This window comes from Vibrio sp. 970 (genome assembly GCF_033339075.1).
In genome coordinates this window covers 1-502 of record NZ_JAWOTW010000894.1, presented here as the reverse complement: position 1 = coordinate 502, position 502 = coordinate 1, and the positions used below count along the sequence as shown (strand labels likewise).

Annotated in this window: 1 protein-coding gene; it reads left to right on the top strand. The window is 50.8% G+C overall.

From position 1 onward, the window contains the following. Positions 1-502: Hsp33 family molecular chaperone HslO (locus R7Q11_RS29780; protein ID WP_225467416.1), on the top strand; the 502-nt coding region annotated here is incomplete at both ends.

Here is a 502-nt window from a genome sequence, read left to right as displayed (position 1 = left end):
TGACGGCCCTGTTTCTCTTGCAGTAATCAATGGCGACCACAACCAACAAGTTCGTGGCGTGGCGCGCTGGGAAGGTGACATCGCTGATGACGCTAGCCTGCACGAAATGATGGGTAAAGGTTACCTAGTTATCACTATCGAGCCGAAAAAAGGCGAGCGCTACCAAGGTGTGGTTGGTCTAGAAGGTGAAAACCTGACAGAAGTACTAGAAGGTTACTTCGCTAACTCTGAGCAGCTAAAAACGCGTCTTTGGATCCGCACTGGCGAATTCGAAGGCAAACCGCACGCGGCGGGTATGCTTATTCAGGTTATTCCTGATGGCACTGGTTCTCCAGATGACTTCGAGCACCTAGAGCAACTGACTAACACCGTAAAAGACGAAGAACTGTTTGGCCTAGAAGCGAACGATCTACTATACCGTCTATACAACCAAGACAAAGTACGCGTGTACGAACCTCAACCAGTAGCGTTCCACTGTGGCTGTTCACGTGAGCGCAGCGGC